This window comes from Bifidobacterium crudilactis (assembly GCF_000738005.1).
In the GTDB taxonomy this organism is placed as follows: Bacteria; Actinomycetota; Actinomycetes; order Actinomycetales; family Bifidobacteriaceae; genus Bombiscardovia; species Bombiscardovia crudilactis.
In genome coordinates this window covers 264,627-291,057 of record NZ_JHAL01000002.1, presented here as the reverse complement: position 1 = coordinate 291,057, position 26,431 = coordinate 264,627, and the positions used below count along the sequence as shown (strand labels likewise).

Sequence of the window (26,431 nt, the reverse complement as noted above, 5' to 3'; positions counted from 1 at the left end):
GCCCCGTCGGTGCCTGTCGATCGCATGTCAGGCCTTCAGATATCTGCGCAGCGAGAAGGCCGAGGCAATGCCGGAAAGCAGCATCGCACCAAGAATCAAGGCCGGTGCCATAAGCAATACCGTGGATTGGTTGATGAACGGCATCCACGATATCGACTTCGCCAGCCAGTCCGTGACGAATGTGTTGACAATCACACCCAAAGCGACGACGGAAAGCACGGACCCGAGCAGCGAGGCGAAGACGCCTTCCAGAATGAAGGGCAGACTGATGGTCCAGTTCGATGCTCCGACCAGCCTCATGATCTCGGTTTCGTTCTTTCTCGAAGCGGCCGACATTCGTATGGTCGTACCCGTAAGCATGATGGCCACCAGGACCATCACCGCCGCAAGTACCACGGTCACCGCCGTCGCACGATTAAGAATGCTGAACACCGGATCGAATATCTGCCGTTGGTCGACGACCTCCTCCACCCCCGTCTTGCCCGAAAGCACCTCGGAGATCACTTGGTATTTGGTCGGGTCGGTCAGTTTCAGTCGCAATGAGGACTGCATATCCGCTGCGGTGAGGGTACGCCCCTCATAGAGGCCATTGGGATATTCCTTGAGGAAGATGTTCTTGTAGAAGTCCTCTTGGCTCATGTAGGTGATCTTGGAAACATCATCCGACAGTTCGGTGTGGATGACGTCCTCGATGGCGACGATTTCCGATTGGGTCGGCGCCTTGCCGGACGCACATGTCGCGGATTGGCTGGACCCGTCCGGGCACAGCCACACCACGACCTCGACCTTGTCGTACCAGTCACCCTTGGCTTTGGTTATCTGGGCCTGCATCAATCCCGAGGCGCCGATGAACAGGAAGGAGATGAAGGTCACGAGAGTGACGGAGAGAATCATGGGGCCGTTGCGCTTCAGGCTCGTCCATGTTTCCGAAAGTATGAATTGGAATCTCATCACTTGTCCCCCTGATCCTCACCGTGGGATTGTGACCCTTCGGTATTCTCGGATGGCTCTGCCTGAACGCCACGAACTTCACCCTTCGGCGAACTCGGAGGTGTGGGCGGTGCCGGAACCGCCTTGGCATGACTTTCCTCTTCGCCATCCACGGTTGCGTTCTTTGCAGACGCATCATCGCTTCCTGAATCAGCGCCCTTGCTTTCCACCGGTGTCTGCTGCTGTGTTGACCCCTGGTCAGATGCGCTCCCGGAAGTCGAAGCCTTCTCTTCGGTCGACTCTTCGACGGCATCCGCCGAGGGGGTGTCAAGGCGGATGCCCTTGCCCCATGTCAAGGTGGTTTCGACCGGTGCAAAAGCCTCGCCATATCTGCCCTTGCGTCCAGAATGCACCGAATTCGCGAGGCGTGCTATCCCCTCATCGCCCTGCTCGCTGCCGTCGACGGCCTTACGCACATCCGTGCCGCTTTCAGTGTCATTGTCGAGTTCGGCCGGAGCCCCGGCGACCTCGGGAGTAGGCGCTATCTCCTCTGCGATTTCGGCATGGGTTTCGATGGCCCCGCCCTGTATGGCATGCTGTGCCTTGGCCTCAACGTCGGCGTCGGGGAAGAACTTCGCGGAATCGTAGGAGCCACGGGCCTCGTCACGCACGATCTTGCCCGTGTGCAATTCCACGACGCGCTTACGCATGGAATTCACGATCTCCTCGTTATGCGTGGCCATCACAATCGTGGTCCCCGTGCGGTTAATCGCTTCGAGGACCTCCATGATGCCCAGCGATGTCGTCGGATCGAGATTTCCCGTAGGCTCATCGGCGAGCAGAATCTGGGGATGATTGACATAGGCTCTGGCGATGGCGACGCGCTGAGCCTCTCCGCCTGAAAGCTCATGAGGGAAATTCTTCTCTTTTCCCGTCAGACCAACGGTTTTCAGGACCTGCGGCACCAAGGATTTGATGGTGCTGCGGCGTGTGCCGATCACTTCAAGCGCAAAAGCCACGTTCTGCCACACGGTCTTGTTGGCGAGCAGTTTGTAATCCTGGAATACGAAACCGATGCTGCGACGATACATCGGCACCTGACGATTGCTCAGTCGTCGAAGGTCATTGCCCGCGACCCTGATTTCACCCTCGGTGGCCTCTTCCTCGTGCAGCAGCAGGCTCAGCAGCGTGGTTTTGCCCGAACCCGATGCACCCACGAGAAACACAAAATTGCCGCGTTCGATGTCAAGATTGACATCACTCAACGCAGGCCGCGAACCTTTCGGATACACCTTGCTCACATGCTCCAACGAGATAAGCGCCATGTCGTCTCCTATTCCTTTGCTTCTGCGTCTTCGCGACGTTGCTGATGACGCCACCTGATGCCCGCATCGATGAATGCGTCGATATCGCCGTCGAAGACCCCTTGTGTATCCGAAGTCTCGTAGCCAGTCCTGAGATCCTTGACCATCTGGTAGGGATGAAGCACATAGGAGCGCATCTGGTCGCCCCAACTGGCTTTGATATCGCCTGCCAGTTCCTTCTTGCGTTTCGCTTCCTCTTCGTGTCGGAGAACGAGCAGGCGCGACTGCAGCACTGCCATGGCGGCGGCGCGATTCTGAATCTGACTGCGTTCGTCCTGCATGGTCACGACGATGTTGGTCGGAAGATGGGTGATGCGCACGGCGGAATACGTGGTGTTCACACCCTGTCCGCCGGGACCCGACGAGCAGTAGGTGTCAACGCGAATATCCGAATCGGGCACATCGATATGATCGGTCGCCTCCACCAGAGGAATGACCTCGACCGCCGCAAAGCTTGTCTGTCTTCTGCCCTGATTGTCAAATGGCGAGATGCGCACCAAACGGTGCGTACCGCCCTCGACCGAAAGACGCCCATACGCGTAAGGAGCCTGAACCTGGAAGGTTGCGGACTTGATGCCCGCCTCTTCCGCATAGGAGGTATCCATAACCGTCGTCTTGTAACCATGGCGTTCGGACCAACGCAGATACATCCTCATCAGCATCTGTGCCCAATCCGCCGCATCGACCCCACCCGCACCGGAGCGGATCGTCACCACCGCAGCTCGTTCGTCATACTCGCCGTCGAGCAGAGTCTGAATTTCCATCTCGACGAGGTCATGTTTCAAGGAATCCGACTCAGCGGCGGCCTCGTCAAGAGTGTCCTGATCGCTTTCCTCGCGAGCCATCTCGACCAGTGTCTGCACATCCTCCAAACGCTGCTGAGCTGATTCCAGATGCCTCAGCAGGGTCTGTGCTGCGGACAGCCGGCTGGTGACCTTCTGGGCGTTCTCCTGGTCGTCCCAGAGACCGGGCGCACTGGCCTCCTGCTCCAAGCTTGTGATTCGCTCACGCAGGTCGTCCATGTCGACCGCCTTGGCAATCGACTCGAAAATCGACCGAGCCTCGTCTATCGTCTGCATTACTTCAAAGTCTGCCATCGTTACCACCATACCGTTAGCGCCACAGAAGAGCGCGTTGAAACACCAATACCATCAGCCGGAATGCCCAGCCTGCCCAGTCTTCCGCACACCGCCGAACTCAACGGCCAGAAGCCCTTCAAACCACGAAACAGCGCATAAGCAAGCAAGACGAGGATGTTGACGTGCCGTATCCTCAAGGCCCATCACACCAGTCGTCGGGCGGAAGTCACGGTCCGACGTCAAAATCCAGAGAACAACGCCGGGATAATCAGACTGGCCAGCATGGCCACAGCAATAACCGCACACACCACGCGAGCGATACTGCGGCGGCGGCGTTCGGCGCGCGCCCGCTGTTTCTCGTATTCACCCATAAGCGAATATGATACCCAGACCTGTGAACCACGGCACCACGCCATTTTCCGGTCTGGGTCATACAGTTGACCGTGTCCGCACGAAAGGAAGAACGCTATGACCGAATCACGCACCGCATGGGGCTGGGGATTGGCAAGCATCGATGCTGCCGGCAACACCCTGGATGTATGGTATCCGACTTTGAATCTCGGCGAAGCGCCCGGGGAGGAAAGCAGAACAGGTCATGCCTTCGGCAGCCTCGTGCATGAGAAGGCCGATGCTCGCGGAGTACGCCGCATTCCTGTTTTCACCGTATCCTCTCTCGACTCAGCCATCAGTGACACGGCCGACGCCTATCTTCGCCTGCATCTGCTGAGCCTTCGACTGGCCAAACCGAACACCCTGAATCTCGACGGTATCTTTGCCGCGCTCAACAATGTGGTGTGGACCAACTACGGGCCATTCGCAGTGGATGACTTCGCACAGCGGAAAATCGACCTTATCGGCGTTCTTGGAAGCAATCAAGCTGATGTCAATGTACTGTCCATCGACAAGTTCCCGCGCATGGTGGATTATGTCGTTCCGACCGGAGTCCGCATCGGCAACGCCGATCGCATCCGTTTGGGCGCCTATCTTTCCGAAGGCACGACGGTGATGCATGAAGGCTTCGTCAATTTCAATGCCGGAACGCTAGGAACCTCGATGGTCGAAGGACGAGTGTCGCAAGGGGTTGTGGTGGGTGACGGCTCGGATATCGGCGGAGGCGCTTCGATTATGGGCACGCTTTCAGGAGGCGGCAAGCACCGCGTATCCATCGGCGAGCATTCCCTGTTGGGCGCGAATTCGGGAATCGGCATCTCCCTCGGCAACCACTGCGTGGTGGAAGCCGGACTGTATGTGACCGCAGGCACCAAAGTGACGATTGTCGACAAGGCCAAAATCGCCGCCAAACAGCCTTTGGACATCGTGAAAGGCGCCGAACTCAGCGGAAAGGACCATATCCTCTTCATCCGCAATTCAGTCAGCGGAGCCATCGAGGCACGCAGCCGCAACACCGGCATCGCCCTGAACGCCCAGCTCCACGCCAACTAATACATGGCTCTGTAGAGCTGCCCGTAGAGATACCTGGCACTTCTCGTTGTGACGGGTCAGGACCGAATACGATAACTGCACTATAAGGACAGCTTTCAGGAGAAATGATTACCAGATTGCTGTTCTTTTAGTGCAGTTATCTGCATCCATCCCTGTCCGACGATGAAATCAGCGCTCGGTGATGGGTGTGACGTCGCGTTTGGGCTCGCCGGTATAGACCTGGCGTGGTCTACCGATTCTGGTGGCCGGATCGTCGAGCATCTCTCGGTACTGGGCAATCCAACCCGGGATGCGGCCCAATGCGAACAAGGTCGTGAACATACTCGGATTGAACCCGATGGCACGGTAGATAAGCCCGGTGTAGAAGTCGACATTCGGGTAGAGATGCCTCGAAATGAAGTAGTCGTCGTGCAAGGCGATATCCTCCAGCTCAGTCGCCACGTCGAACAACGCGAGATCGCTGCCAGGAAGCCCCAGTTGCTCCTCCGTCATGATCCTGGTCAACCATTCCTTGGCGATGGCCGCTCGTGGATCATAGGACTTGTACACGCGGTGACCAAGCCCCGAAATACGTTGACCGTTGCTCTTGGCATCCTCGACGAAGGCCTTGACGGATTTCCCCGAATCCCTGATGGACATCAGCTGACGCAGCGCCGCCTCGTTCGCACCACCATGCAAGGGTCCCGAAAGCGCGTTGATGCCGGCCGCAACTGCGGAATACAGATTCGCATGAGCCGAGCCCGCGATGCGCACCACCGAAGTGGAGCAGTTCTGCTCGTGATCCGCATGGATGATCAGCAGCTTATCCAAGGCCTCGACCATCAGCGGGTCCGATTCAAAGGACTGGTAGGGAGTGGCGAAACTCATCCGCAGAAAGTCATCGACATAGCCACGCGTGTAATCCGGGTACAGCAGAGGCTCATCTCTGCTGCGGCGGTGAATCAGCGAGACAATCGTCCTGACCTTGGCCATGATGATTGCCCCTGCTTCATCCAACTGTTCCGGATCGTTGACATCACAGGTTTTGGGATAGAAGCTTGCCAGAGCGTTGACTGCGGAGGCGAGCACACTCATGGGATGGGCGTTCCTCGGGAAGGACCCCAGCAAGGTCCTGAAGCCCTCACCCACCACCGTGTGATGCAACACTCGATCACGGTATTCTTCATACTGCGCCAGATTCGGCAGCTCACCTTGGTTGAGCAGCCAAGCGACTTCCAGAAAATTGGAATGCTCACACAGTTGTTCGATGGGATATCCGCGATACCGCAGAATGGAACGGTTGCCGTCAATGAAGGTAATTTTCGATTCGCACTGAGCGGTGGTCAGGAAACCGGGATCCAGAGTGACCCATCCGTCGTTGCGCAGATTGGACACGACGATTCCGTCGGGACCGCACGTCGCTTTCACCACTGGCAGGTCAAACTGCGACGTATCAATGTTCAGTCTTGCCTTTGGCATCATTCTTCTCCCTACCCAGGAATTGACCAGCGACGATACTGGAATGGAAGCGCCAGGCACCTGGTCGGATGCCGGAAACGCCAATGGTAGCAGAATAGGGTCGGTCCAAGGGTCGCCAGGATTGCCTGACGAGCCAAAAACCGACCCCATTGCCGTTCTGGAAAGCGCTTGCGCAAACACCTGCGCAAGCCGCTAGCAAGCGGAGAACGCCGTGTTGCTCGTTGCCGCTACTCGTCCCTGGCGGTCAAAATAATCGGACCGTCATCGGTTATCGCGATGGTGTGTTCGGTGTGAGCGCCACGTGATCCGTCCGCCGAACGCAAGGTCCAGCCATCTTTCGGATCCTGGATGATCTCATCAGTGGTCCTGAGGAACCATGGTTCGATCGCTATGACCAGACCGTTCCGCAGCTTGTAGCCGTGATGGGCCTTGCCGTCATTGGCTACATGCGGGTCACCATGCATGATGTGCCCTACGCCATGGCCGCCGAACTCCAGGTTGACCGTGTATCCGTTCTCGTGCGCGATATCGCCGATCGCCGATGAGATATCACCGAGTCGGTTCCCTGGAACGGCCTCTGCGATACCGGCCTTCAGAGCATCCTCCGTGGCCTTGATGATGCGCAGATCCTCCGGATCGGCGTGGTCACCGACGACGAAGCTTATCGCCGAGTCCCCTACCCAACCGTCCACATTGATGGCAAGATCCAGACTGAGCAGATCCCCATCCTTCAATGCGTAGTCGAAAGGCACACCGTGAAGCACGGCGTCATTCACCGAAGTACAGATGTAATGGGCAAAAGGCCCGGTCCCGAAATCCGGTGCATAATCCACATAGCAGGATTCCGCGCCGGAACGTCCCTCGATGCGCTGTTTGACGAAGTCGTCGATCTCAAGAAGATTGGTGCCGACCTTGGTCATCTTGCGCAAATCCTTGAGAATGCTACCTACGAATTTTCCTGCGGGGCGCATGGATTTGATTTCCTGTGGTGTCTTCAGTTCGATCAATTGATTGTTTCTTTCTACCTTGTTTGGTTACCACCACCCTACTGCTATGTGGTTACAGACCGCCATGTTGACATGCGGGCTGTTCACCGCAATCGCTATGCGCTTGCCCACATCCGATATTGTGCGCTCACCTCACGTACACACAACCCACCGGGTTGTGTGCTTAACGGCTCAGTGGACGTGTCGCCCGGATGCGGTACTTACATCAAGCCCTTATGCCCAAACACACGGGCATCATCGCAGCCTTAGCGGGCGCTCACCTCACCTAGCCAAAGCGCACAGCGCTTCGGCCTTAACGGCTCGGTCTTTGCGGGCGCTCACCGAGCCTACGGGATGCCCACAGGGCATCCCCTTCTGGCGGCTCGGCCTTTGCGGTTGCTCACCTCGCCTATGTGAAGCGCACTGCGCTTCACATTTGACGGCTCGGCTTGTCAGGAAACGTCATTAGGCTGGGCTTATGGACACAGAATTGAAATCGGGCATTGATCCCACATCGTTTTCGTCAGTGATCACACCGAAACAAGACCTCTTCCGCTATGTCAATGGTCCCTGGATCGACACCTATTCGCTTCCCGATGACCGTTCACGCTTCGGTTCCTTCGACAAGCTCGCAGATGATGCCGAAACTCAGATTCGCGACATCCTTGAGGACCCCGAAACGCCGGCGGCCAAGTCGAGCGCGCTGTACAACAGCTTCCTCGACACCGATGCCATCGAAGCGGCGGGAATCGAAGGAATCCGCGCCGACCTCGACTCCATCGACGGAACCTCAGACAAGCAGGAGCTCATCAAGGCGCTGGGCGCGCTGAATCCGCTGGGTGGACCGGACCTGTTGGGAATCGGGGTGTATGGCGACCCTGGCGAACCCGAACGCAACATCGTCCACATCGAACAGGGCGGACTTGGACTGCCTGATGAGGCGTATTACCGCGAGGACCGCTATACGACAATCCGCGAAGCCTATCAGGAAATGGTAGCCAAACTCCTGATGTTGGCCGGTTACGCGAAGGACATGGATGATGCGAGCGCGCAGGCCTCACGATTCCTGAAACTTGAATGCCGTATCGCCGCACACCACTGGGATGTGGTTGAGACCCGCGACCAGGACAAAACATACAACCCCACAGATTTCAAGGCATTGCAATCCGCGTTGTCCCATGTGGACATCGAAGCCTGGGCACAATCATGGCAACGGTCCTACGACTCGACCCCATCCGCCCGGACGATGCCGCTGAACTTCGCCGGATCGCTTGAACACACCATCGTTCACGAGCCGAGCTTCCTGAGCGGATTGGACGCCGTGTGGGATGAAGCTGAATTAAGCGACCTGCAACTCTGGGCGCGCGTGCACACCTTGATTTCCTGGGCAGGATATCTCAGCCACGATTTCGATCAGGCACGCTTCGACTTCTACGGCAAAGTCCTATCGGGCACCACGGAGATGCGGGCTCGTTGGAAGCGCGGGGTCATGCTCGTCAACGGCATCTGCGGTGAGGACGTCGGCAGAATCTACGTCAGCAGGCATTTTCCTGAATCCAGCAAACAGCGGATGGAAGAGCTCGTCAGCAATCTTATCGACGCGTATCGCGTATCCATCACATCGAGTGACTGGTTGGGCGCCGAGACCAAAGAGAAGGCCCTGAACAAGCTTGACCAGTTCTCTCCGAAAATCGGATACACCAATCACTGGAGGGATTACGCCGCCCTTGAGGTTAGCGACAAAGCCAGCCTGTGCGAGAACATCCACGCCGCGCAGACCTACGAAACCGCATACCAGATGAGCAAAGTGGGCCAGCCAGTCGACAAGGACGAGTGGCTGATGAACCCGCAGACGGTGAACGCCTATTACGAACCCACGATGAACGTCATCGTGTTCCCCGCAGCTATTCTGCAACCTCCCTTCTTCGACCCGGATGCGGACGATGCTGCGAACTACGGCGGCATCGGCGCAGTCATCGGTCATGAAATCGGGCATGGTTTCGACGATCAGGGCAGCAAATACGACGGTTCAGGACGTCTGAACGACTGGTGGACGGCCGAGGATCGCAAGAACTTCGAAGAACGCACGACTGCTCTCATCGACCAGTACAACACCTTCGTACCCGCACAGTTGGCCGAGTTGTACGCCGACGACCCCACCAAGGCTCCTCATGTCAATGGTGCCCTGACCATCGGCGAGAACATCGGCGATCTGGGCGGCGTGAACATCTCCCTGAAAGCCTATGCATTCGCCCTTGATGCGGCGGCTGGTCGCAGCAAGGACGGCAGTGCGCAGGCCATCCGAGATTCTCTCGTCAACGCACCGGAAATCGACGGCTTCACCGGTGTTCAGCGTTTCTTCATCGCTTATGCTTCGATCTGGAGAACCAAGCTGCGTGACCAACTGGCGGAACAGTACCTGCAAATCGACCCACACTCCCCTGCCGAGTTCAGAACGAACGGCATCGTGCGCAATGTCGATCTCTTCCACGAAGCCTTTTCGGTGAAGGACGGGGATGAGATGTGGCTCGCACCGGATTCCAGAGTGCGTATCTGGTAATGCGATGAATGGTGGCGAACGGGAAGATTCCGCAGTCGTTACATCATCCCGCTACGTTCATCGAACCTCGCGTTTTGACATGGGCCGTTCATCCGTCGCTGTTGATGGATGAACGGCCCGCTACGTCAGAACACCACGTCATCGGCATCTTCGCGGATTCCTGTTTCCTGCGAGACCCGAGTCCTCGACGGAAACGCAAGGCCGGTCTCGGACCGCGCCCCCGAGGATGCATCATCCTCGGGGGCGCGCAAGGCCGAGGTACTCTCCGAACGATTCCCGAGTTTGGAAAAGCTCGTCGACCCCAGGGAAAGATCATGGCCTATGGCATTGGCCTCGATGACCAGCGAGGACTGCGGCTGGCCGTCTTTACTCCATTCGTCCATTCCTAAGGTTCCCGTCACAATGACGGGGTCACCCTTGTGAACGGAGGCCAGTACGTTATTCGCCAAAGAACGATGCGCTTTGACCGATATCCATGTGGTCGGCAGCTCCTTCCAAAGCTGCGACTTGGCATCATAATACGAGCGAGTGGAGGCCAATCGCATGACGCACAACGGCGTGCGACCAGGATCTCCCACCCTGCGCGGTTCCTTGGCAACATATCCGGTTATCGTTACCAACCCTTGCTGAATACCCATGGCTCTCTCCTCACCGACGATGTGGACCGTCCGAACCGTATCCTGTCAGTTCCCGGACAGAGCAGAGTCGAATCCGGGCAGAATTCATGCCGCATATAAGATGGACGCTTGACCGATTCCGACGGTAGACATCATTGTCGCCCCTCGCTTCATCGAGGCACATGGTCCGCTAGCAATGTGGTCGGATGCCACATTATCCACAATCTCCGGTGCCGCAGCAGCGTCATACACTCACCAAGCGGCAACGCAGGCAGTATCACCGGAGCGAAACAGCAGGGCATCACGAATGATCAACGCGAGTGGTACCGGCTCTCCGTGGATTGGCGTGTACAGGCCCCATACGATAACTGCATCATAAGGACAGCATTCCCGAGAATTTTGCAGAAACATCTGTCTTGTGATGCAGTTATCTGAGAATTCACCCAAAACCGTGCACAACGGCACGGCCAGCGGGCCATATGCCCAGCTGGCCGTGCCGTTGTGCGCAGTTACTACGAATGCGGGTGCTACTCAGCCTCTCGCATAGCCGCTAGACGCTTCAACACCTCATCGGCAGCGTCATCCACAGGCACCGCCTGCGAATGCGAGCCATCACGACGACGAATCTCGATGGTGCCGTTGTTCACGGTATCCCTTCCCGCAACCGCAATCAGGGGAACGCCGATCAACTCCGCATCCTTGAACTTCACGCCGGGCGAAACCTTGAGTCGGTCGTCATAGATGACCTCCACGTTCTGCCGTTCAAGTGCATCCACCAACTTGGCGGCGGCTTCGAATGCCTGTGAATCCTTGCCGGTTGCCATCACATGCACCTGGGCCGGAGCGACAGCCAAAGGCCAGTCCAGACCATGCTCGTCATGATGGAATTCGGCGATGCAGGCAAGCACCCTCGACACACCGATGCCATAGCTGCCCATCCATACAGGAACGGTTTTCCCGTTCTGGTCCAGAACCTTGAGATCCAGAGCATTGGAATATTTCAGACCCAGCTGGAATACCTGGCCTATCTCCACACCACGCTCGAAGCTCAGAGGCCCCGAACCGTCAGGGCTCATATCGCCGTGACGAACCTCGACGGCCTCTATGCGCTGGGAACATCCGAAATCCCTGGTATAGACCGCATTGAAGAGATGCTCGCCCTCGACATCAGCACCGGTTATCCACGCACTGCCGCGTGCCACATGCGCATCCACGAAGTAGCGAATCGGATTCTTGATGCCCGCTTCCTCGGCTTGCGGACCAAGCACCTTGGGCCCGATGTAACCCTTCACCAATTCGGGATGGCCTGCGAGGTCCTCCGCCGTGGACTCCTCGACTTCGGCGGGTGCGAACTGGGCCTCGATGCGCTTCATGTCGACCTGACGGTCGCCGGGAAGCGCGATGGCAACCAGCTCTCGCCACGGCTCGTCGTGCTCGTCATCGGCAGGATGCCTGACGGTCACGATGAGATTCTTCAGAGTGTCGGCAGCGGTCCATGCCGTGCCGTCAGCTTTGGGATGCAAGGCGTTCGCCTGGTCGACAAGGCTTTCTATCGTGGTCGAGTCAGGGGTGTGCAGTTGCACCATATCGGGAACGGCGGAGAAATCCTCATCAGGAACTACAGGGGTGGTGAGTGCCTCGACGTTCCATGCCTTGCCTGAAGGCGCAAGCGCGAAGGTGTCCTCACCGATGGCGAGGGGCGCAAGAAACTCCTCGGACTCGGAACCCCCCATAGGTCCCGAAACCGCATGCACGATCACATACTGCACGCCCAGACGCTTGAAGATACGTTCATAGGCATCGCGTTCGTCCTGATACGCCGCTTTGAGTCCGTCGGCGTCCACCGTGAAGGAGTAGGCGTCCTTCATCACGAAACCACGACCGCGAACAAGACCTGCGCGTGGACGGAATTCGTCACGGTACTTGGTCTGAATCTGATAGAGGGTCAGCGGCAAATCCTTGTATGACGAATACATGTCCTTGACGAGGAGCGTGAACATTTCCTCGTGCGTGGGTGCCAGAAGGTAATCCGCACCATGCCTGTCCTTCAGACGGAAGATGTTGTCTCCATACTCTTCCCAACGGTGCGTACGTTCATAGGGGTCCTTCGGCAAGAGCGCGGGAAAGTGCACTTCCTGGGCGCCGAAGCTGTTGATCTCCTCGCGGATGATGGCCTCGACCTTGTTCAGGACGCGCAGGCCGAGTGGGAGCCAGGTAAAAATTCCGGGTGCGGTCTTTCGGATATAACCAGCACGCTGGAGCAGTCTGGCGGAATCAACATCGGCATCGGCGGGGTCTTCACGCAGTGTTCTCAGGAACAGCGTGGACATATGCAAAGCTTTGGCAGTCATGGCTCCCAAGATTATTCATCCAAAAGGACATCGCGGGTCTGACGACCCTCGTATCCACGTTCTCTGGCGTCCTGGTCCGTGTTCACGCCACGGTGTTGGTCTACACAGTGTTGGTCTACACAGTGTTCGCAACCACGCTGTGTTCGTGTGACGCAACGCTGTGTCCGACTCCACCCTCCCCTCACGGCGGCAATGCTGCACTGTCAGCAGCGGGGGAGCCATCTCGGACCGTGCTCAAGGACGGAAGTCCTGTGTGCGGACGCTAGAACAGGTCACCCTGGGTGAATTCGTCCTCCTGTTGCTCCAGGGCAACTTTGCTGAACGACGCGCTTCCCTCCCCCGCGAGTCTCGCGCATGCGGCACGCGAATCATCACGAAGCCTGGAATCAAGATAGACAGCGTCGGGAGAAACCATGAATGCGTGCTCGTTGATGCCTCTGAGATACAGCCCGTCGAGCGCCTCCACACGAGATAGAGCCACATAGCCCATGCCGGGAGCGAAGGTTCTGCGCAAATCCATAACCGCACGGTCAAGCGTCATGCCCTGTGATTTGTGGATTGTGATGGCCCAGGCACATCTCAGCGGCACCTGATTCACCGAGGCAAGCACCTGATCTCCATCCATCATTTCCCAGGATGCCGGCTTCATCGTGACGATATTGCCGTTCTCGAACTCGACAATCGGCCAACCACCCTTGTTTTCCTGGACGAAGCCTCTCACTTTGCCTATCGAACCGTTGACATACTGGTGGTCCTGGTCATTGCGCAGAGCCATCACTGCGGCACCTGTTTTCAACGTCAACTGCTCGGGTGCGAGCATGTTCTTCTTCAGTCGTTCGACCAGCTGAGCGGAACCGGCCGATTCGGCATGGTATTGGTGAGGCGTGTCCGCTATCTGCGAGAGTCTCAGGTCGTTGAGACTGTCGGCCTGCCGATTGACGGGGAAGAGATTAACCGATACCTCATCCTCGGCGGGTGTCTTGCCCAGGCGAGAGGCCAGAACGTCATGGTCCTCCTGACTGACCGAACCCTCCCTGATGTCGGTAAGCACGGTGAGCAGCTGTCCGTCATCCTGACGGTGCTGCTCGGTGAGATAGCAGATAACGGGGTTCAGCGCATCCCAGACCAGGGATTCCGTGATGAAGCCCTCCGGGTCCTTGCCTGCCTCGACATACCGCTGCCTGGAACGTTCGAACTCCTCGCTGGGCATCAGCATATCGGTGTTGCGCCCTGAGCGGCTGACCGGGGGCAGCTGGAAGAAATCACCCGAAAGCACCACTTGCAGGCCGCCAAAGGGCTCGGGACTGTGCCGTATGCTCCTGCAAACCTCATCGACCATGTCGAACAGCCACGCATGCATCATCGAGACCTCATCGATGACAAGCACGTCGGTTCCAGATATCTGCCTCTTGCGCCTGGTACGTATCCGTTTGAGCAGCTGTTCACTCAAACAGGTCGCCACGCCCAGTCCGCTCCATGAGTGGATGGTCTGTCCGTTGATATGCGTGGAGGCGATGCCTGTAGATGCGGTCACAGCCACATCAGCGTCGGAACGCCTCGCACCGCTGATGAATTCGTTCAACACGTAGGTCTTGCCGGCACCCGGGGCACCGGTAAGGAACACATTGGCTCCTGCCTTGAGAATGGTCAACGCTTCTGATTGCCGCATGCCCATATCGTGCCACGAGTGACGTACATACTTTCATATCCCTGCAGAAACGACTGGGCTCATTGCGAGAAGCCCGGAATTCCGCGGGACCGTTGTCGGCGATATCCCGTTTGTGTAGGGATTCGCAATTAGTAATCGATTTTTTCAGGGGTCGAGGCGTCTTCGACGGGCGCTCCCTCTGCCTCATAGCTGCGCAGGAGGCTTGTGGATTCGACCTGAGCGGCGATGTCTTTGGATTTCTGGTCATCGGGACCTGGCGTCGGCGCGAAAAATGCCTCGCGGTAATAGCGAAGCTCGTCAATGGACTCGATGATGTCCGCCAATGCGCGATGACCGCCATGCTTTTCGGGCTTATTGCTGTACACCGCAGGATACCAGCGACGCGACAGCTCCTTGAGGGTGCTCACGTCAATCACGCGGTAATGCAGCTTCGCCATCAGGTCAGGCATAAAACGGTCCAGGAATTTTTTGTCCGAACCGACCGAGTTTCCCGCCAGATGCGCCTTGCCGGTTTTGGGCAGGAAGGGGGTGACGTACTCGATGACCTGACGCTGCGCCTCAGCCAGGGCAAGACCCTGCTTCATCTCTTCGACCAGACCCGATGAGGTGTGCATGTGACGCACGAAGTCGTTCATCTGGGCAAGCGATTCGTCGGATGGTTTGATGACCAGATCGATGCCCGAATCCAGCACCTTCATGTTGAAGTCCGTGGGCACGACCGACACTTCGCACAGCTCGTCGTGGAAAATATCCAGACCCGTCATCTCGCAGTCGATCCAAATAAGCCTTGAGTCCTCCGCGCTGAGCGTCAGATCCTCTGAATTGGACATAAGCAGGTGCACCTTTCCTTGATTCCTCAATACATTACCGCCAAGCCGCAACCGTGGTCAGGGTGCGCTGCCTGGACGACACGTCCGTCCGCCGAACTCTTCAACCTACCCCCGAGCACCGACCACACCGTCAGATACCGACCACAACCTTGGAGGCGTTGCTCCGAATATACGAAAGTGTGCATGCCCGCATGCCGACTGCGCTGAATTCAGCGCACCCTGCGTGGGTATGCACACCTTCGTTGCTTCGCATCAGACCGCTATTGCCGACATCAGCGGCGATCAGTCATGGAAACCGGTGTAATTCGGGGCTTCCTTGGTCATGACGATGTCATGGGGGTGGGATTCGCGCAGACCTGCATCGGTGATGCGGATGAAGCGTCCCTTGGCCTTGAGTTCATCAATGGTGCGTGCGCCCGTGTAGAACATCGTCTGGTGCAGACCACCGACGAGTTCATACAGCACATAGTTCAGAGGACCGCGATATGGCACTTCGCCTTCGACACCCTCCGGGATGACCTTGTCATTGCTGGTCACATCGGCCTGGAAGTACCGGTCCTTCGAATAGCTCTTCTTTCCTCGTGGAGCCATGGCGCCGAGCGAACCCATGCCGCGGTAGACCTTGTACTGCTTGCCATGCAGGAGCACCTTCTCTCCCGGGGCTTCATCGGTTCCTGCCAGCAGACCACCGAGCATCACGGTATCGGCACCAGCGACGAGCGCCTTGGCGATATCGCCCGAGTAGTGAATGCCACCGTCTGCGACCAGAGGAATGCCTGCTGCGCGGCAGGCCAGGCTGGAATCGTAGACCGCAGTAAGCTGAGGCACACCTACACCGGCGACCACGCGGGTCGTGCATATGGAACCCGGGCCTACGCCGACCTTGACCGCATCGACACCGGCATCAATAAGCGCCTGGGCGCCTTCGCGCGTCGCGATGTTGCCACCCATAATCTGCACACCGTCGAAGGCGTGATCGGCCTTGATGCGCTTAATCATATCGAGCATCAGTTTGGCATGGCCGTGGGCGGTATCGACCACCAGCACATCGACACCGGCATCGGCCAGCGCCGTAATACGCTGCCATGCATCACCGAAGAAACCGACGCCTGCGGCGACGCGCAACCTACCCTGATCGTCCTTGGTGGCGTCCGGGTATTGCTCGGTCTTGACGAAATCCTTGACGGTGATCAGACCGGCGAGTTTGCCGTTGTCATCGACCAGCGGAAGCTTCTCGACCTTATTCTGAGCCAGAAGTTTGTGCGCGTCCTCTTTGGAGATGTTGGCAGGTCCGGTGATCAATCCCTCTTTGGTCATGATGTCGCGAACCTTGAGACGGTCATAGTCCTCGGCATTCACGAAGCGCATGTCACGGTTCGTGATGATGCCCACCAGACGGTCGTCGTTGTCGACGACAGGGAGTCCTGAAACGTGGTACGCGGCGCACAGCTTGTCCAAATCGGTAAGCGTGGCGTCCGGCGTGACGGTGAGCGGATCCGAAATCATACCCGATTCGCTGCGCTTGACCACATCGACCTGGTTGGCCTGGTCTTCGATGCTGAGATTGCGATGCAGCACGCCAATGCCCCCATTGCGTGCCATGGCAATCGCCATCTGGGCTTCGGTCACGGTATCCATGGCGGCTGAAAGCACCGGGGACTTGACCGTGATGTCCCTGGTCAGACGAGAGGTGGTGTCGACCTCCGAGGGGATGACGTCTGATTCATTGGGAAGCAGCAACACGTCATCATATGCCAAACCGAGCTTCTCGAACATTGGCGGGACTGGGGAATATGGGGAATCGGAATTTTTCGCAGTAAAAGTTTCCATAGAGCCACTCTATAGTCGGTTATTGACGTGTCGACACGCCATCGGCTGAATGGCTTTGTTCCAGGGCTTTAGGGCTCTTTGTCAGTCCTGCTTCACGGTATCGTCGTGGTTGCCGTGACGGGCGTCGTCATCGAAATCGTCACGGGCATGGCGATGCGACGTCGCATCCCGACCTGGTGAATCCGACGTTAGCGAATCCGGCTGTCGTGAATCCCACGTCACGGAACCCACATGCCCCTCTTCGTTCCGAGTTTGCCTTGCCGCCATCGAAGCATCGATTTCGACTTTGGCTTCCTGGGATTGGGCATGATGAGCATGTTCTCGACGCTTTGCAGCCGCCAAAGCCGCGTTCTCGGCTCGTATCTCCGGAATGCGCCTGCGATAGTAGGGATACAAGGTGACGACGGTCAGTGCGATGCAGGCAATGACGAACCCTATGGCCACATATTCCGCTTCGAAGAAGAGAATCATAATCGACCCGAAGGCTATCAGGGCGGCCCACCCCCACAGAATGAGCACTGCGGACTGCACCGAGTGGCCGATTTTCAGCATGCGATGGTGAAGATGCATCCTGTCGGGATGCATCGGCGATTGCCCATGGCTCACCCTGCGGACCACAGCGAGCAGCATGTCGAGAACAGGGAGGAACAGCACCAGGATAGGCAACAGTATGGGCATGAACACCGGCAGATAGATGCTCGTGTGGATGGAAACCGGGTCGAGTCGTCCGGTCATCACAATGGAAGCACAGGTGATGAGATACCCGAGCAGCATCGAACCCGAGTCTCCCATAAAGAGCTTCGCCGGATGCCAGTTGTGCAGGATGAAGCCCACGCAGATACCGACCAACGCCACGTCGATGAGTGTGGCCATGGAGGCATAGCTCGGAGAAGTTCTCGCGATGATGTACGAATATACGGCGAAGGCGATGCCGCCGATGGCGACGATACCGGATGCGAGACCATCCAGACCGTCGACGAAGTTGACGGCGTTGATTGAAGCGACGATAAGAAAGGCGGTAATCGCCATCGACAGGCTCGGGGAAGCCGTTACCAGGGAGCCGAGGGGCAAGGAGATGATTTGCACACCTCCCCAAGACACCAGAACCGATATGAGCAGCTGACCGCCAAGCTTCAGCATCCAATCCAAATCCCACAAATCGTCTGCAACGCCAAGCAGACAAATCAGCACCGCACCTCCGAGAATTACCCACGCCTGGTTACTAGCCGCGAATAACCCCGAGATAAAGGGCAAGTGGCTGGCGAAGAGCATGGCTACGACATAACCGACCATCATCGCCACTCCGCCCATACGTGGCGTCGGCACCGTGTGGACGTCCCTCGAACGCACCTCTCCCACAGCACCGATGCGAATCGCCACATGTCGAATCAGCGGGGTGACCAGCCAAGTGGCTCCACCCGCTATGGCGGCGATAAACAGATATACCCTCATGCCCTTGCGTTCCCTGTTTCTTCGGTATGACAGGGCATCGCATCGCCCAGACCGGTGTTGTCATGCAAGACCTTGCGTACAGCCGTTTCGGGAATCACGCCGACGCGCAGTATTCTGATGCCGTCCTCCCCCGCGCAATCGGCTTCCACCACCGTCGACGCAACCGGACCGGGTGTCGGACCAGCATCAACATACAAAGCCACCGAATCCCCCAGTTGCGCATACGCCTCCTGGGCCGTCTGTGCACTGGGCATACCTGATATGTTCGCGCTGGAAGCAGCGACGGGACCGGTCGCCTGCAACACTCGTCTGGATGCTTCGGAATCGGGGACTCGCACACCCTGCGTGCGCAATGCCCCGTCTTCATGCACCGTGGCAAGTCCGCATTCCTCCTGAGCCTCACAGATAGGAGAAAACGCGCCCGGGAGAAAGGCTTCGGCAAGCACTTCAAGCGGTGTGGGAAGTTTCAGAGACAGCTCCGCGATCGACTCCACCGATGGCAACAGCACCTGCAGCGCTTTGGTATGCGGACGCCGCTTCGCCTGGAATATCTTCTCTATTGCCTGCTCGCTGAAAGGGTCGCATGCGATGCCGTATACGGTATCGGTCGGAATAACGACAACCTCTCCGCGCTTAACCAGCTTCGTGGCCAATGCCAACGTCTCTGGGCTCAATGCACGCACCCGTTCGGACTCGTCACCTGTCATATGTTGTACTGCCGCCATTCCTCTGCTAGTCGCCGAAAGCACCATTGTCTCATGCGGTTCTCAACGTGTCCTCGAAACATGTCCTCAGAACCGCTCAACCGCTGAGTCCATGCCTTCCTCCGTCAATTGTCGCCTTTTCGGTGGAAGAGTTCCACACCAGGCTCGTAGTTCAATACACGGCACCTCATGAAGCCATAAGAATCATCCATGCCAAGCTTTCCTCGCTCACTATTGTGCCATCGTCCTGGGGGTTTGCGAAGAAGGCGTGTGGAACGGCTCGGGGAAACATGGTTCCGAAAGCATGGTATCCGTCGAACAGCGGTGTCTTTACACCATGTCTCTACAACAATGTCCTTACAACAACTCTTGTCGACAGTAAGCACCGCATACAGGCAAACGATACGGCGCTGATACAGTGTTGCTCGGCGCTCCCGCCCGTTTGCGCAGGTCAAGGAGCGTCAGGCACCGTCACCGACAACATGCTTATGCGTCCGTCGGATACCGGCAGCGCCGCCAACAAGACAATACTGTGCGCAAACAGCACGAGGAGCACCTCTATGACCATAACCAAATCTCAACACCCATATTCCAGACCATCCGGTTCCCTGCAATGGAGACCAATGGACATAGCGGTTTCATCTGCGATAGGAGTGGCCTGCGGACTGGTGTTCTGGGGATTCAACTATGTTTCCGCATGGCTGTTCCCCATGCTTGCCGCCATACTTCCAGGCCTGGGCAGCATATTCCACGCGGTCTGGTATTTCTCCGGCCCGTTGGCCCTGTTGATTATTCGCAAGCCGGGCGCCGCGATATTCGTCAATCTGGTGGGCAGCGCCGTAGAAATGCTTCTCGGGAACCAGTTCTCATTCGGATTCGTCTTCCTTTCGGGGGCCTTGCAAGGATTGAGTGCCGAAATCGCATTCGCGATATTCCTCTATCGACGTTGGACGCTGAGCATCACCATGCTGTCCGGATTCCTGGTCGCCATCGAATACGGCTTCTACCTGCTGTTCTTCCAATATCAGGGCGTCGCGCTCATCAGCCCGCGTGGCATCATCCACATGACCTGCGAAATCATAGGCGGCATACTCATCGGCGGCGTGATGAGCTGGTACCTCTATCTGGCCATCGCCAAGACGGGCGCACTCGATAAGTTCGCCTCGGGTCGCGCGGTACGCGGCATCAGCGACTGAGCATACCGGGGATGGCTGGTTCCTCCAGAACAACCATCCCCGTGCCATGAGATTCCGGCATGAACCCACCCTCCACCACGACCCGCGCTTGCGCGGTGAGTAGGCTTTGCTAACATAGCTAAGTTGGTTTCATGCCAATCGGGGCCTTAGCTCAGTCGGTTAGAGCAAACGACTCATAATCGTTCGGTCCAGGGTTCAAGCCCCTGAGGCCCCACCACGAACCGTGGCCGCACATCAGCGACCGCGGTTTTTTCGTTTCCAGCCTTATCAAGGAACGCACGACAGCGAAACAAGGCAGCCACGGCACGATGTGTTGATTCCGCAGCACCCCTATACATCTTTGAATACCTCGTCTCTCACCCATTGCCGTGCGATACCGTCACCCAGCCTGTGCCGTCCACGGACTTGTCTGGAGCATATTGAAGAAGGTATTCGTATGAACCGCTGGAAGGCATCGCCGTCCTTTGCGTATTGAAGGTGTTGCAGGTATACGCCATCTCGAAAGTAACCGACGTGCCGTATTTGTTCGAACCATGTTCACCCACAGTTCCGGGCTCAGCGTACGAAATCCGTTCAATGGCACAGCCGCGCATGGAGGACATATCATTCTCGACATGCGTCGCACCTTTGCGCAGCACATCCGGGGTGAACAGGTCGGATTGGGATATCTCGACCTTCGTGGATGACAAATCCAACGGCGGTTGGAGCCATGCCACCCCCATCTGGCGCATGACGAAAAAAGCGACTGCAGCGACAACCGCAACCGCTCCAATCACACAGCAGACCTTAACCCCTAAACGACCACGCGCCATGCTCCAAGTCTAACCATCCAAAGAGCGCCATATCACCCACAGGCGTACCGGCACGCGTCAATGTTCATCAATCTGCCTTCCGGTCAAACTCTCCTGGTCCGGCACTACGATGGTGGTAACGCAAATCGACGGAGGCAGAACATGAGCAACACAGTCGTAATCACCGGCGGAGTATCGGGTATCGGGTTGAGCGCTTCACAGCTGTTCCTATCCAGGGGATGGAACGTCGTGATGGCTGATTTCAATGACACGCTGGGGCAGGATGTGCACATGCAGCTGTCAACGCAGTACGGTGCGGACCGGATGGCGTTCCACCAATGTGACGTTTCCGACGCCGATTCCGTGAACAGCCTGGCAGAAGCCGCCTATCAGCAGTTCGGGCACGTCGACAGCGTCATCAACAACGCCGGCATCTTCGCCAAAGGTGCGGTGCATGAACTCGATGAAAGCACCTGGGATAGAGTCATGGCCACCGACGTGAAATCAATCTTCCTGACTACCAAGGCTTTCGTACCGGCCATGATTGAGCGAAAGTCGGGGACCATCGTCAACACCGCATCCATCTCCGGTCTTCAGGGCGATTACAACATGGCCGTCTACAACGCTGCGAAAGGTGCCGTCGTCAATCTGGTGCGCGCCATGGCTCTCGATTACGGGAAATACGGCATCCGGGTGAACAACGTGAATCCCGGACCGACGCTGACGCCGATGTTCAAAAGCAATCCGGAATCGGTTATCGATGAATTCGCCCAGGCCAGCCCTCTCGGCAGATTGGTCGAACCGGACGATGTTGCGAGAACCATGTTTTTCCTGGCATCGGATGAATCCGCGCCGATCACCGGTGAGAACATACCGGTTTCCGCAGGTTTCGAGATATACAGCGGACAACCGGTTCAGCAGTAACAGAGCCTCACTGTCGGTGCGTGCACATGCCTTGATTCCGTTCGAGCACACACCGGCAGTGACGGGATGCCCCTTACAGCGGGACATTATCTACCATGCCATCTCTTCCAGTTGCGATTTCAGCGCTGGCAGCACCGACAATGCGGGACTGAGTTGCGGTATGAACGTCGCCTGAAGAGCATGATACAGGTCGGGTTTGCCTGGCCAGACGGTACCGATTACGGTATTCTGCGCATCCAGTTGGTGGAACCAGGAGCCGTGGGTGTGGTCCATCACAAACTCGTCGATATAGTTCCAGAAGCATTGATACCACTGCGCGTAGCGCTCGTCCCCCGTGGCGGCGTACAGCGTGGCCGCAGCGTTGACACCCTCGGCCAGCGTCCAATGCATGCGGTCGCCCACCACGGTGACGCCTTCCCAATCAGTGGTGTAGCTCAACCCGGGATGTTTGCCCTCCGCACTCGCCCAGCCGTCAAGGACCGCCCTATTGAAGAGATTCGTCGCGCTGGCTATCAGATGCCGTCGGGTGGTGTCGGCGATGCTCAAACTGCTCAAGGCGTATTGCGCGATGAGCCTCGACCATTCGATGCCATGCCCCGGAGTTGCCCCATAGGGTTTGAACTGATCGTCCTTCCTGTCGTCATTGAATTCCAGCAGAGCTTCCCAATCCTTGTTGAAATGTTCGGGAATCCGCCAATGGTTCCTTTCCGCCCAAGGCAAGACCCTGGCGACGATTCTTCCCGCTCGTTCACGCCATTCCTCCTGATGCAAGACATCCGCGAGCGCCAGAAACGCTTCGACGGTGTGCATATTCGCGTTAAGCCCACGATAAGTATCCAGTTGGGTGAAGTCCGCATTCCAGGTATCGACGGCCAGCCCTTCATCGTCGTCCCAGAACCGTTCCATGAATACGTCGACTGATTCGTCGAGCACATCCCGAGCACCTGCATGGCATGTCAGCGTCGCCGATGTGGCTGCCAGCATCACGAAAGCGTGTGCGTAGCAGACTTTGTCGGCTTGTGGCGTGCCGTCAGCGTTGATTGACGAATACCATCCGCCGTGTTCATCGTCATGGAGTATGCCGGCCAGCCCGGCAAGTGCGCAGTCGACAAGTCTCTCACTGCCTTGATGCCCGGCTATTTCGCCAAGTGCATACACATGGAGCATCCGGCTGGATATCCAGGTGTGTATTCCCTGCGCGGGAACAGGGTTTCCAAGGGTGTCCAAACAGTACGAGCCACCCTGTGGGGCCGGAAAGCGACGACCGAAATCCCAAAGGTCCTTTCGAACGGCTTCCAGGAAGTGCAGATGCTTGGTGCCGCCGAACTCATAGGCCGCAGAATCGTGTTGCCGGTCAACTGTCATGCTTGATTCCTTTCAGAAACAACAGGGTGAAGATCCGCCTGCGCGAAGACGTCCTTGTCTTGAGTCAGCGGTTCTTTGCCTGAAGTGCATCGAATCTATACTCATTGTATAGACACCTGCCAGACATGGGTCCTGACGGATGACCGGTTATGCCGACACGCATGTATACGCACGCATCAACACGCCAAGAGCCTGGTGCGATGAGCCTGTTCGGCTATCCCGGCAGCCTCGCCCTGAATCGACGCCCCCGGTATGAGCCTCAGGCGCAAATCCGGACCGGGACGTATAATCTCGTAGGTTCCGGTTCACGTCTGCCATCGGGGTATGGCGACCCGGGTCCCTTGAACCCTAGGAGTAACCATGAAGCAGGGTATCCATCCTGAATATCACGCAGTAGAAGTGCTGTGCTCATGCGGCAACAGCTTCGTTACGCGCTCCACTGCAGCAGGCGATCATATGACCGTCGACGTCTGCTCGAAGTGCCATCCCTTCTATACCGGCAAGCAGAAGATTCTCGACACGGGTGGCCGCGTCGCACGCTTCGAAGCTCGCTACGGTAAGAAGAACAAGTAGCTTGTGTAACGCCAGCCTCGGTTCGGGCATGTCTGACATGTCTGGAACCGGACTGGCGTTTTTGTATATTCATCCTTGAAGCGGATTTGCTGTAACAGACGAGTATTCCTGGGTATCACGAGCATTGCCGCATGATACCGACATATGTACATTTTTTATTGATAAGAGGTCAAGAGTGCCATCCGATGAACAATTTCCCGCCGCTGCCACGGCGCTGAGTGAGTATCAGCGCATCGAACAGCAGATGAGCGACCCTGCGGTCGCCTCCGATCCGAATGCCATGCGCAAACTCGGTCGCCGTCATGCGGAACTTGGTTCCATCGTCACGGTCTACCGCGAGTACCAGCACTTGATGAACGATCTTGAAGCCGCTCAGGAGATGGCCTCGGAGGACAGCGACTTCGCCGAGGAAGCCAAACGATTGGAGACCAGGCTTCCCGAAGTCACCGAGCGACTTCGCACCGCGCTGATTCCGCGTGACCCGGATGACTCGCGTAACACCATCATGGAAATCAAGGCGGGCAGCGGCGGCGAAGAGGCCGCATTGTTCGCGGGCGACCTGCTGCGCATGTATACGCGATACACCGAGAAGCGCGGCTGGTCGACGGAAGTGATGAACGAGAACACCACCGAGCTCGGCGGCATCAAGGACATTCAGCTCGCCATCCGCGCGAAGGGCAACGTCGCCCCCGAAGACGGGGTGTGGGCAAGCCTGAAGTACGAGGGCGGCGTGCACCGCGTGCAGCGCATCCCAGTAACCGAATCGCAAGGACGTATCCAGACTTCGGCGGCTGGCGTGATCGTGTTCCCGGAAGCCGAGGATGACGATGATGAAATCGACATCGACGCCAAGGACCTGAAAATCGATATCTTCATGAGCTCCGGCCCCGGTGGGCAATCCGTGAACACCACCTATTCCGCCGTGCGCATGACGCATATTCCCACGGGAATCGTGGTCAGCATGCAGGATCAGAAATCGCAGATTCAGAACCGTCAGGCGGCCCTGCGGGTGCTGAAATCGCGTCTGCTGGCCATGAAGCATGAGCAGGATGCGGCCGAAGCGGCCGACATGCGCCACTCACAGGTGCGCTCCCTCGACCGTTCGGAACGTATACGCACCTATAACTTCCCCGAAAACCGCATCGTCGACCATCGCACCGGGTACAAGGCCTACAACCTCGATCAGGTGCTTGACGGCGATTTGCAGGAGGTTATCAACTCCGACATCGCAGCCGACGAAGCGGAAAGACTCGAAAAGCAGCGGTGAGTATCGTGCCGCATATACCCACGCGCTCGTACGAAGGCGACCATGCCGGATGGACGACCGCGACGCCAGTCGCGACACTGCTCGGCGATATACGTCATCGCCTGCAGACCGCGGGAATCGACACACCGGAGCATGATGCCAGATTGCTGGTGACCGACAGCCTTGCGGTAGAGGGCTCGGACCTGCGCATGGCCGAGATTCTCGACCTCACCGTCGCGCAGATGCTGGAACGAGCGCAGACGGGCAGCCCCCGTACGGTCGGCGTTGTCAGGAGCGAACTCACCGTCTTGGCAGCCAGAGTCTCGAGACGAATACGCAGGGAACCCTTGCAATACATTGTGGGTCACACCTGCTTTCGATATATCGACGTACAGGTCGGTGACGGGGTGTTCATCCCGCGTCCCGAAACGGAAACCGTGGTGCAGGCAGGTATCGATATGCTGCAGGGGGCCGGCGTGACCGCACCACGCATCGTGGATTTATGCGCGGGCAGCGGAATCATCGGTCTGTCACTGGGCAAGGAAATCCCCGGGTCCAAGATTTGGGCGGTCGAGATGAGCCATGAAGCGAGCGTATGGACCTTGAAAAACCGCGACGCTCTCGTGGCTTCCGGAGACATCTCCCCCGAGCGGTATCGGCTCACCCTGGCAGATGCCACGGATGCGGACACGCTTGCGGAATTGAATGGCACCATCGATCTGGTCATCTCCAATCCGCCCTATATTCCTGAAAGCGATGTCCCCCAACAGCCCGAGGTTGCCGACTGGGACCCCGACGTGGCGTTGTACGGCGGTTCGAGGGATGGTTTGCGCATTCCTACCGAGATTATTCGCAGAGCCTTCTCCTTCCTGCATCCCGGCGGCGCTCTGGTCATGGAGCATGATATCTCCCAGGCTGAGGCATTGTGTGCCAGCGCCCTGGAAGCGGGGTTCACACACGCTCGTACAGGAGCCGACCTTACAGGGCGCCCTCGTTTTCTGGTCGCCAGACTGTAATCGCCACACCATAATCGCCACACCATGACCGGCAATCCTCCGCTTGC

General features: G+C 57.6%; 22 protein-coding genes and 1 tRNA gene. 8 read left to right on the top strand and 15 right to left on the bottom strand.

Going from position 1 to position 26,431, the window contains the following annotated elements; all coding sequences use genetic code 11:
* Nucleotides 1-27 precede the first annotated feature (27 nt).
* The 4 genes from ftsX to DB51_RS10510 all read right to left on the bottom strand — a co-directional run bounded on the left by ftsX (nt 28) and on the right by DB51_RS10510 (nt 3,744).
* Nucleotides 28-951, bottom strand: coding sequence for a permease-like cell division protein FtsX (gene ftsX, locus DB51_RS03525; RefSeq protein WP_034251819.1), 924 nt, complete (start codon nt 949-951; stop codon nt 28-30).
* A complete protein-coding gene (gene ftsE / locus DB51_RS03520) occupies nt 951-2,255 on the bottom strand; it encodes a cell division ATP-binding protein FtsE (RefSeq protein WP_051867239.1) in 1,305 nt (434 codons plus the stop codon). Before ftsE ends, ftsX begins: the two co-directional genes overlap by 1 nt.
* An 8-nt stretch (nt 2,256-2,263) precedes the next feature.
* Nucleotides 2,264-3,391, bottom strand: coding sequence for a peptide chain release factor 2 (gene prfB / locus DB51_RS03515; protein ID WP_034253600.1), 1,128 nt, complete (start codon nt 3,389-3,391; stop codon nt 2,264-2,266).
* Nucleotides 3,392-3,612: 221 nt separating this feature from the next.
* Nucleotides 3,613-3,744: a hypothetical protein gene (locus tag DB51_RS10510; protein ID WP_272866981.1), complete on the bottom strand. Its 132-nt coding sequence runs from the start codon at nt 3,742-3,744 to the stop codon at nt 3,613-3,615.
* 97 nt (nt 3,745-3,841) lie between these two features.
* Between DB51_RS10510 and dapD the strand changes: the two genes are divergently transcribed.
* Nucleotides 3,842-4,816, top strand: a complete 975-nt coding sequence (dapD, locus tag DB51_RS03510; protein ID WP_034251816.1) for a 2,3,4,5-tetrahydropyridine-2,6-dicarboxylate N-succinyltransferase — start codon at nt 3,842-3,844, stop codon at nt 4,814-4,816.
* A 168-nt stretch (nt 4,817-4,984) separates the two neighbouring features.
* Here dapD and DB51_RS03505 read toward each other — a convergent pair whose 3' ends face one another.
* Nucleotides 4,985-6,274: a citrate synthase gene (locus DB51_RS03505; protein WP_034253598.1), complete on the bottom strand. Its 1,290-nt coding sequence runs from the start codon at nt 6,272-6,274 to the stop codon at nt 4,985-4,987.
* A gap of 227 nt (nt 6,275-6,501) precedes the next feature.
* Nucleotides 6,502-7,281: a type I methionyl aminopeptidase gene (map, locus tag DB51_RS03500; protein ID WP_034251813.1), complete on the bottom strand. Its 780-nt coding sequence runs from the start codon at nt 7,279-7,281 to the stop codon at nt 6,502-6,504.
* A gap of 457 nt (nt 7,282-7,738) precedes the next feature.
* Here map and DB51_RS03495 point away from each other — a divergent pair, with 457 nt between their 5' ends.
* Complete coding sequence (locus tag DB51_RS03495) at nt 7,739-9,820, top strand: M13 family metallopeptidase (RefSeq protein ID WP_034251811.1); 2,082 nt, start codon at nt 7,739-7,741, stop codon at nt 9,818-9,820.
* 125 nt (nt 9,821-9,945) lie between these two features.
* On the opposite strand, the gene DB51_RS03490 is transcribed toward DB51_RS03495, so the two are convergent.
* The 7 genes from DB51_RS03490 to DB51_RS03460 all read right to left on the bottom strand — a co-directional run bounded on the left by DB51_RS03490 (nt 9,946) and on the right by DB51_RS03460 (nt 19,276).
* Nucleotides 9,946-10,458: a single-stranded DNA-binding protein gene (locus DB51_RS03490; protein WP_051867237.1), complete on the bottom strand. Its 513-nt coding sequence runs from the start codon at nt 10,456-10,458 to the stop codon at nt 9,946-9,948.
* A 506-nt stretch (nt 10,459-10,964) separates the two neighbouring features.
* Nucleotides 10,965-12,788, bottom strand: a complete 1,824-nt coding sequence (locus DB51_RS03485) for a proline--tRNA ligase (RefSeq protein ID WP_238548294.1) — start codon at nt 12,786-12,788, stop codon at nt 10,965-10,967.
* A gap of 262 nt (nt 12,789-13,050) precedes the next feature.
* Nucleotides 13,051-14,457, bottom strand: coding sequence for a PIF1 family DEAD/DEAH box helicase (locus DB51_RS03480; RefSeq protein ID WP_034253590.1), 1,407 nt, complete (start codon nt 14,455-14,457; stop codon nt 13,051-13,053).
* A gap of 128 nt (nt 14,458-14,585) precedes the next feature.
* Entirely contained in the window at nt 14,586-15,287 is a 702-nt protein-coding gene (gene orn / locus DB51_RS03475) for an oligoribonuclease (protein WP_034251808.1), read from the bottom strand.
* A gap of 282 nt (nt 15,288-15,569) precedes the next feature.
* Nucleotides 15,570-17,117: an IMP dehydrogenase gene (gene guaB, locus DB51_RS03470; RefSeq protein ID WP_034251806.1), complete on the bottom strand. Its 1,548-nt coding sequence runs from the start codon at nt 17,115-17,117 to the stop codon at nt 15,570-15,572.
* An 81-nt stretch (nt 17,118-17,198) separates the two neighbouring features.
* Nucleotides 17,199-18,569, bottom strand: a complete 1,371-nt coding sequence (locus DB51_RS03465) for an MraY family glycosyltransferase (protein WP_238548293.1) — start codon at nt 18,567-18,569, stop codon at nt 17,199-17,201.
* Complete coding sequence (locus DB51_RS03460) at nt 18,566-19,276, bottom strand: L-threonylcarbamoyladenylate synthase (protein ID WP_051867236.1); 711 nt, start codon at nt 19,274-19,276, stop codon at nt 18,566-18,568. Before DB51_RS03460 ends, DB51_RS03465 begins: the two co-directional genes overlap by 4 nt.
* Before the next feature lie 557 nt (nt 19,277-19,833).
* On the opposite strand from DB51_RS03460, the gene DB51_RS03455 reads away from it, so the two are divergent.
* Both DB51_RS03455 and DB51_RS03450 read left to right on the top strand, forming a co-directional pair.
* The gene (locus DB51_RS03455; protein WP_034253581.1) at nt 19,834-20,469 is read left to right on the top strand and encodes an ECF transporter S component; all 636 of its coding nucleotides are present in this window, start codon (nt 19,834-19,836) and stop codon (nt 20,467-20,469) included.
* A gap of 140 nt (nt 20,470-20,609) precedes the next feature.
* Nucleotides 20,610-20,686: transfer RNA gene (locus DB51_RS03450), tRNA-Ile, on the top strand.
* Nucleotides 20,687-20,825: 139 nt separating this feature from the next.
* On the opposite strand, the gene DB51_RS03445 is transcribed toward DB51_RS03450, so the two are convergent.
* The gene (locus DB51_RS03445; protein ID WP_156958210.1) at nt 20,826-21,281 is read right to left on the bottom strand and encodes a hypothetical protein; all 456 of its coding nucleotides are present in this window, start codon (nt 21,279-21,281) and stop codon (nt 20,826-20,828) included.
* A gap of 141 nt (nt 21,282-21,422) precedes the next feature.
* Here DB51_RS03445 and DB51_RS03440 point away from each other — a divergent pair, with 141 nt between their 5' ends.
* The gene (locus tag DB51_RS03440) at nt 21,423-22,184 is read left to right on the top strand and encodes an SDR family NAD(P)-dependent oxidoreductase (RefSeq protein ID WP_034251802.1); all 762 of its coding nucleotides are present in this window, start codon (nt 21,423-21,425) and stop codon (nt 22,182-22,184) included.
* 90 nt (nt 22,185-22,274) lie between these two features.
* Here the strand turns inward: DB51_RS03440 and DB51_RS03435 are convergent, their stop codons facing one another.
* Complete coding sequence (locus DB51_RS03435; protein WP_034251800.1) at nt 22,275-23,549, bottom strand: AGE family epimerase/isomerase; 1,275 nt, start codon at nt 23,547-23,549, stop codon at nt 22,275-22,277.
* A gap of 360 nt (nt 23,550-23,909) precedes the next feature.
* Between DB51_RS03435 and rpmE the strand changes: the two genes are divergently transcribed.
* The 3 genes from rpmE (at nt 23,910) to prmC (ending at nt 26,384) form a co-directional block, all read left to right on the top strand.
* Nucleotides 23,910-24,122: a 50S ribosomal protein L31 gene (gene rpmE, locus DB51_RS03430; RefSeq protein WP_034251798.1), complete on the top strand. Its 213-nt coding sequence runs from the start codon at nt 23,910-23,912 to the stop codon at nt 24,120-24,122.
* A gap of 175 nt (nt 24,123-24,297) precedes the next feature.
* A complete protein-coding gene (prfA, locus tag DB51_RS03425; protein ID WP_034251796.1) occupies nt 24,298-25,389 on the top strand; it encodes a peptide chain release factor 1 in 1,092 nt (363 codons plus the stop codon).
* Between the two features lie 77 nt (nt 25,390-25,466).
* Nucleotides 25,467-26,384, top strand: a complete 918-nt coding sequence (gene prmC, locus DB51_RS03420) for a peptide chain release factor N(5)-glutamine methyltransferase (RefSeq protein WP_034253578.1) — start codon at nt 25,467-25,469, stop codon at nt 26,382-26,384.
* The last annotated feature ends 47 nt before the right edge of the window (nt 26,385-26,431 follow it).